This is a genomic window from Pseudolactococcus yaeyamensis (assembly GCF_054658615.1).
On the sequence record NZ_BAAGGP010000109.1, the window covers coordinates 1 to 7,294 of the forward strand.

Genomic DNA, 7,294 nt, shown 5'->3' on the forward strand with positions numbered 1-7,294 from the left:
CGCGGATCTGTGACGCTTTCTAAATACGCGTAGATTTCGTACATCATGAACTCCCTTAATAGCTTTTCTTTTACTTTAACATAAATAGAGATACTAGGGAATTATTTATTTCATGCGTTTGTCGTGCTCAAACAGCATGACAAAAGCGCAAGATTCTCTCAAGTTCTTTAAGATAGAATCCCGCTTAACGAGAACAAGTAGGCATCCGATAGACAGTTAAAAATTCAAACATCCCAATATAATTAAATTTTATCCAAAGTCAGAGCTAATGTCAACTAAAATAAAAATTAGAAATAATATTATTTTCTTATTTGCACTCATCTTCTAGCCATACAACTCGTCTTAGTCGTTAAAAAACAAGATTTTCAATCTCTTTTAATAACATATTTTTCCGTAAAAATTTTCGAGAAATAGATGAACTTCTCTCATTTTTTCAACTCTCTTTAGGTATGCAATTCAATTTTGAAGTTGAGAAAAAGCCATTCTTAATTGAATAGCTTTTTATCATTTGCTTGAATTTAGAAGTTTGGGTCTACTTTGATACCAGGACCAAAAGTAGTTGTCACTGTCAAGCTTTGGATGTAAGTTCCTTTAGCAGTTGCTGGTTTAGCAGCAGCGATAACAGTGTTGATTGCTTTAAAGTTTTCAACCAATTTTTCAGTTTCGAATGACACTTTACCAATAGCAACGTGTACGATACCAGCTTTTTCAGCACGGTAAGTTACTTTACCAGCTTTAACTTCTTCAACTGCTTTAGTAACGTCCATTGTTACAGTACCAGTTTTAGGGTTAGGCATAAGGTTACGTGGTCCAAGTACACGACCAAGACGACCAACAACAGCCATCATGTCAGGTGTCGCTACGACAACGTCGAAGTCAAACCAACCACCGTTGATTTTTTCAACGTATTCCATTTCACCAACATAGTCAGCGCCAGCAGCTTTAGCTTCTTCAGCTTTTTCACCCTTAGCGAAAACCAAAACTTTAGCTGTTTTACCAGTTCCGTTTGGCAATACCATTGCGCCACGGATTTGTTGGTCAGCTTTTTTAACGTCGATGTTCAAGTTGTAAGCAACTTCAACAGTCGCGTCAAATTTAGCGAAGTTAGTTTCTTGTGCCAATGCAACAGCTTCTTCAACTGTGTATACTTTACTTGCTTCTACTTTTTCCAAAGCAGCACGCAATTGTTTGCTTTTTTTAGCCATTATAAATCTCTCCTTGTGGTTTTAGCGGTTGCAAGCAACCTTCCACCGCTTCATCATAGTCGATCGGTGGTTTACATCATTCAGACCTCAGTCTGAAAGCAGCATTTTGATACTCTCTATCATACAAAAGTGACCCAAAGTCATGTCTGAAATGACGACAGAAAAAATCGAAAATTAACCTTCGACAGTGAAGCCCATTGAACGTGCTGTTCCTTCGATCATGCGCATTGCAGATTCGACAGATGAAGCGTTAAGGTCTTCCATTTTAGTTTCAGCAATTTGTTGAACTTGTGCTTTAGTAACAGTTGCCACTTTAACAGTGTTTGGTGTACCAGAACCTTTTTCAACACCTGCTGCTTTTTTAAGCAAAACAGCTGCTGGTGGTGTTTTTGTAACGAAAGTAAATGATTTGTCTTCGTATACTGAGATCACAACTGGAATAATCATGCCAGCTTGGTCAGCTGTACGTGCATTAAATTCTTTTGTGAAGCCCATGATGTTGATACCAGCTTGACCAAGTGCTGGTCCTACTGGTGGAGCTGGTGTTGCTTTTCCGGCTGGAATTTGCAATTTAACGATGTTTTGTACTTCTTTAGCCACGATAATTTCCTCCTAATAATGATTTCTTGCGAAATCTCTTCTCGTGATGTGGTTTAATGGACGAACGCCCTCCCACGCAGTCTGCTTTTTATAAAGCATACCAAAATATTATACCGCTATCTTGATATATTGTCAAGATTTTTGTTCGTTGAACCACGGAAATTTTATGATTTATTAAATAGCGTGATATATTTATGAATACATCAGAAACCCTTTTAATTCCAATAGTTTTCAGTCTAATTAGAACACTTTCTACCTACATTCTCCAACAATTTGGTGAAACAACTGTCAAGATATTTTTATACTCGTTTAACTATAAAAAAGTTACAAAACTTTTGAACTAGATTCGTCAATTCAGTCAACGATGAAGTGACGGATCTAGTCGAAAGTGTAACCTTTTTTATAGTTAAATGAGTATATTAGGCTCTATTAGTCCTATATGTTGGTTTTCTTTAGAAATAGGCGAACTTTAGCTAGCTATCGGTACTCAAATGTTTTGGGAACTGATCATTTGTTCTTGAAGTTATTGGTATAAGGATATTTCAAAGAAGTTCAAAAAAACAACTCATAAGACTAATAGAGCCTTTTATTAATTCCAAAATCATGACGATTGATGGTGAAGCCATTCGTTCTACTCACAAAAAAACTACACATTTTAAATATCTTTCCTACATCATAGAATATTCTGTCTATTTAATCATCTATGACATTTCCATGTCATTTGAATCCTTCAAATCAGATTGTGCTAAAACCGCTTCAGTTTCACGATATTGCTTAACAACGGTTTGATAACTATAAGAAATCAAGAGGGATAGAACGCCAAAGACGATGAACACAAGCATTCTGGATAATAAACTTGAATAAGTGATGTCTAACAAAAGTAGTTTCGCCATTGCCAGCAACATCAAAACAAGTCCTGTGACACGTAAAGGTTGCAAAAATCGCTTAAAGCCATAGATAATATAAACTAGCGCAATCAAACCAAAAATCACATCAACACTAATCGTTAGATAAGCAAAGTTAAAGCTAGTGTAAACAATTAGTAAACAGTTCAACATGAAATAGCTTGAAAAACTGATGATTGCGATAAAAAATGATATTTTTTGATTGAGGTATAAGACTTTTATCAGGCGATAAGCTAGGAAAAAAACTGCAATATTAAGTAGATTTAACAGCATTAAATCTTCAAGTTGTAAATCAGCATTTAAAATCAGCATACTTAAATCTAAAAATGTCGTCATTCCGATAATGAGACTACCATGAATGACTGGAATTAAAGTCTGATTGAACAGTTTGAAATATCGACTGACAATGACAACGATTGCCATTGCTAAAAGTAAGATGGTCGATACTGATACTTGATGAATCATATTAAATTCGCTATTTATAATAGCACCCATTAGAGGCACGAACATGAGATTACCATGAATATAGATAATCGTTAAGACTGATTTCCGAGTTGTTCTTAAGAAGTTTGAGCGATTAATCAACACAAAACTAGCAATCATTACCGCAAAGCTCAGGATGCCAATCAATACACTAAACAAGCTATAGCCCTCGTAAAACCAATAGATAAGAAAAGTCAGATAATAAGCAATCGCTGCAAGTAGACTGACAACACGGAAAATACGGCTTCTTAATTTTTGAGTCATAAATATATAGGCATAGGTCAATAAACTACTTGTGAGCAGTATCAAAGCAAGGCCTTGTGTCAAATCAGTCGCAAAATGATCCGGTACCCAAATCAAAGCGATGATGAACGAATAAATCACCCCCACAATGAAACTAAAGCGGCTTAGAACGCCTTCTTCACTAGCATTTTCATGTTCAAGATAATAAGAAAGTCCCCAATATAAGGCAAGATTAAGGGTTAAAACAAGTATTGTTTGAGACGATGTCATCCCCGCCCAAAGTGATAGCATTGAAAAATTGACAAGCGTTCCGATAGCAGAAATCATGTCTAAAGGCGATAATTTCAGCGTCTTTTGTAAATTAATATAGAGCGGTAAACCGATAAATAAAGCAAGGAAGTAAAAACCGTAGCACAGGTTAATCAATAGATTACTAGGATAAGCTAAGCCAAAGATATAAAGCCATGGTGTCAATAGGATAAAGGCAATGAGCGTCAACTCTTGCCATTTGAAACGTTGCGCTAATATGACTGCAGCCGTTGTCACCAACAAGACATAAATCCGTGCAATCGTTATCGCTATATCAGATGGTACGTCTGTTAATGTCAGATAGGAGATTAAAGGGATATAGCCACCAACAGTCGCAAGGATGCCAATCGCGCGTGAGCGATAAAGTGTCGCAAAGCAAAACGAGACCACTGCAATCAGTAATAATAAATACAAAGTTATGCTGCTAGAAAAAAGATGAAAGACAAAATAACTGATAAAAGTTGCAATGTAATAAATCCCAAAAGCACCACCTAGCAAGCCTTGTGAGAATACCGGTTTACCTTTGCGACGGAAATATTCACCACCAGCAAAAAATAGAAAGGCTGTCGCAAATAGCAAAATACTTTTTATCTCATCAGAAACATGACTAACACCCATGCGCCCCAAAACAATCATTGCTAGAAAAATAAAACCAATGCCAATATAATTGAAAACTTTCAAGCCTATTTTCGTTTCAAGTTTATTTTCAGAAAGCGTTTGTTCGACCACTTCCTCATCAATTGGTTGTGCTAGCATTTCTTGTGCTGTATTCTGGATAAAACGTTGATCAGTCTCTTGCGATTTAGCTTGCAGCAGCTCACGTTCTTGTGCAAATCTGAGCTGTGCTTGCTGTTTCAAATTCGCAATCTGAGCTGTCAAGTCCTGATTGCTCTGCCTATCTAAATCTTGGACAAATTGTTCAAGTTCATGTAAGGCATGCTGGAAATCTTTTTGTGACTGGGCAAATTTTTGATAACCAGTCGTTGTAGTTTCCCCTAATATTTTGCGTAATTTTTGACTATTTTGCCCGATATATTTAGCTTTCAACTCTAGCAACAAGTCAATAACGCTCGCACGCTGTTGGGCGATTTTACGGTCTTGCTGGCTAATTTTGGCTGATAAGACCTGATTTTGCTGAATCATCGTATCAATTTTATCGTGTAACTGCTCATTTTGAACAACAAGTTCGTCAATATGATTATCAGCGATATAATCCCGAAGTTGCTGAACAGCCTGATTCTGCTGATTTAACAAGTCGTTTAATGCTGTGTTTTCCATTTTAAATGTTTTCTCTTTTCATATTTGTATAGCTCTATTATTAACACCTTATAAGATTGATAAAGGTTACTAAAATGGTGCAATTAACTTTCTAAAGTATACTCATTTAAGTAAAGAAAGAAAGTGTACAACATTTTTGAGATATTTTTTTGTCAATTCAAGGCGACAAGTCGTAGGCGTACAGGTGTACGTCAAGATTTGTCAACAAAGAAGTGACGGAAAATAGCCAAAAACGTTCGCTTTATTTGCTTAATTGAGTATGCCTATCTACTTAATACGAAAAGTTATTGCTTTTGTTCAATTCAAAAAGACCAATTACTGGCGACTTTCTTTAATTAATTCATAACTGAAAATCAACTTGCCAGATACAGTTCCCAAATTTCATCAAAAGTTGATAGATTAAAAGCAAAATTGGCGTGTGTTTCCAAATAACTTGAAATCTCGTCAAAATCTGATGATTGTTTTGGAAAGGTCGTATCTTCATAGACTAGATTGGCTAGTTTGGTAATGTCATCGATTTCTTTATAGGTCCGATGTTTCATCAAAAAAGTGTAAAAACTCATTTCTTCCCCCATTGTCTAGCTAAAAAATCATGTCGCATTTGTGCGCTTTGGGCATATCGAGTGGGATTCTTTTTATAAAAGCCTTGATGATAGCTTTCTGCTGGCCAGAAGGTCTGACTCGGCTCAATCGCCACCACAATCGGAAAATCGAAGCATCCAGAAACCTGTAATCGCGCCTTACTTTCAGTCGCGATTTGTTTTTGCTCAGCATTGTCATAAAAAATCACTGGGCGGTAGTTATCGCCACGGTCTTGAAACTGACCGAAAGCATCCGTCGGATCGGTCAGCGTCCAGTAAAGCGCAACTAGATCGCCATAGCTCACGACGCTGTTATCAAAAATAATCTCAACAGCTTCGGTATGACTCGTTTTTTGAGTTAAAACAGCTTCATAGGTCGGGTTTTGGATCATGCCACCTGTGTAGCCGCTGAGGACACTCAGAATGCCCGACTTTTCCTCAAAAGGCTGCACCATACACCAAAAACAACCACCCGCAAAAATCGCACGCTCTTGGCTCATAGTAATGTCGTTCCTGTCTCGTCTTGCTTGATTTTACCCTGTTTCATCAAGCCACCTAGCGCTTTCTTAAACTGACCTTTTGAGATGGCAAAGGTCGCTTTAATGGCCTCAGGCGCTGATTTATCATAGAAAGGCATATGCCCACCTTGTTGCTCGAGGTAGGTCATGATTAGCTGTGCATCTGCATCTAACATCTCGTAAGAGCGCGGTTTCAGACTGAGGTTCAGCGTGCTATCAATCTCACGATAGCCAATCACGCGCACATCCAACTCTTGCCCCAAACGTGGCTCAGAAAAACGCTCATTTGGATGAATAAAGCCAAGCATATTATTTTCCGGTAAGTAGACGAAAGTTCCTGAGAGTTTATTGCGGTAGACAATGGCGTGTAAATTCTGGTTTTGCATGTTATCATAAGCTTTGCCAGCCATCTGAACAAAGGTTTCAGGATAGGCTATCTCTCCCCAGATACGGTCTTTATTATCAACATCCAGCTTAACGTACAGCTTATCGCCTTTTTTTGGCCATAACTCTTTAAGTTCAGGCAAAATATCAACGGAAACAACGATGTCTTTTTCAGGAATGTTGACATCCAGAAAAACACCTAGGTCTTTTCTGACATCAGTTACAGTCCCCCAGCCGTAAGTGTCTCGTGTGGCTGCAGGTTCTGTTAGCGTCAAGCGTTGCTTGCCAGCCTTGTCCGTGTAGGCGAAGCCTGTAATCTCGTCACCATTGGCAAAATCGCTTTCAGTTTTCGGTAATCTAAAAATCAAGCCATCTTTTTGAATGTAGTAATTTTGTTCGTTTTCATCGGTGATTTTTCCGGTAATCATCGTTGCCATGATGGCATTTAAATCTGTCATAGTATCCTCTTTAGTTTCGTTTCTCAGCAGTTAAGTAGATGCAATTTTCTCCATTATAACATAAAAAGCAGGCTGGTTCTTGACAGCCGTCCAGAGTTGTGCGCACTCGAAAGTATCAAAAAACCACACAAATGTACTGTATGGTTCTATCATTAATTAAACTGTCAAAAGCTCTTCTTCTTTATTGGCAGTGTGCTGGTCGATTTCCCGAGTTTGACAGTTAAAACTAAAAAATACACCCCCAAAAGCTATTATATCAAGGGATATGATAGTTTTTTACAACTTCACACTTGTTGTAGACGGTTGGTTTTGATATAATATAAATATGGC

6 protein-coding genes are annotated in these 7,294 nt (G+C 37.6%); all 6 read right to left on the reverse strand.

Annotated features, from left to right (window positions below; genetic code table 11):
• Positions 1 to 518 precede the first annotated feature (518 nt).
• Positions 519 to 1,205, reverse strand: a complete 687-nt coding sequence (gene rplA, locus ACYQ21_RS14040) for a 50S ribosomal protein L1 (protein ID WP_460059167.1) — start codon at positions 1,203 to 1,205, stop codon at positions 519 to 521.
• 174 nt (positions 1,206 to 1,379) lie between these two features.
• Complete coding sequence (gene rplK, locus ACYQ21_RS14045; protein WP_003139488.1) at positions 1,380 to 1,805, reverse strand: 50S ribosomal protein L11; 426 nt, start codon at positions 1,803 to 1,805, stop codon at positions 1,380 to 1,382.
• A gap of 701 nt (positions 1,806 to 2,506) precedes the next feature.
• Complete coding sequence (locus ACYQ21_RS14050) at positions 2,507 to 5,023, reverse strand: DUF2339 domain-containing protein (RefSeq protein WP_460059170.1); 2,517 nt, start codon at positions 5,021 to 5,023, stop codon at positions 2,507 to 2,509.
• Between the two features lie 353 nt (positions 5,024 to 5,376).
• The gene (locus ACYQ21_RS14055) at positions 5,377 to 5,586 is read right to left on the reverse strand and encodes a YozE family protein (protein ID WP_460059171.1); all 210 of its coding nucleotides are present in this window, start codon (positions 5,584 to 5,586) and stop codon (positions 5,377 to 5,379) included.
• Positions 5,583 to 6,104, reverse strand: coding sequence for a peptide-methionine (S)-S-oxide reductase MsrA (gene msrA, locus ACYQ21_RS14060; RefSeq protein WP_460059173.1), 522 nt, complete (start codon positions 6,102 to 6,104; stop codon positions 5,583 to 5,585). The genes ACYQ21_RS14055 and msrA overlap by 4 nt, the downstream gene beginning before the upstream one ends.
• Positions 6,101 to 6,964, reverse strand: coding sequence for a CvfB family protein (locus ACYQ21_RS14065; RefSeq protein WP_460059175.1), 864 nt, complete (start codon positions 6,962 to 6,964; stop codon positions 6,101 to 6,103). Before ACYQ21_RS14065 ends, msrA begins: the two co-directional genes overlap by 4 nt.
• Positions 6,965 to 7,294 lie beyond the last annotated feature (330 nt).

Excerpts from the sequence above, each read along its gene's own strand:
- rplA (WP_460059167.1), bottom strand. The coding sequence starts at position 1,205 with ATGGCTAAAAAAAGCAAACAATTGCGTGCTGCTTTGGAAAAAGTAGAA.
- ACYQ21_RS14050 (WP_460059170.1), bottom strand. The coding sequence starts at position 5,023 with ATGGAAAACACAGCATTAAACGACTTGTTAAATCAGCAGAATCAGGCT.
- ACYQ21_RS14055 (WP_460059171.1), bottom strand. The coding sequence starts at position 5,586 with ATGAGTTTTTACACTTTTTTGATGAAACATCGGACCTATAAAGAAATC.
- msrA (WP_460059173.1), bottom strand. The coding sequence starts at position 6,104 with ATGAGCCAAGAGCGTGCGATTTTTGCGGGTGGTTGTTTTTGGTGTATG.
- ACYQ21_RS14065 (WP_460059175.1), bottom strand. The coding sequence starts at position 6,964 with ATGACAGATTTAAATGCCATCATGGCAACGATGATTACCGGAAAAATC.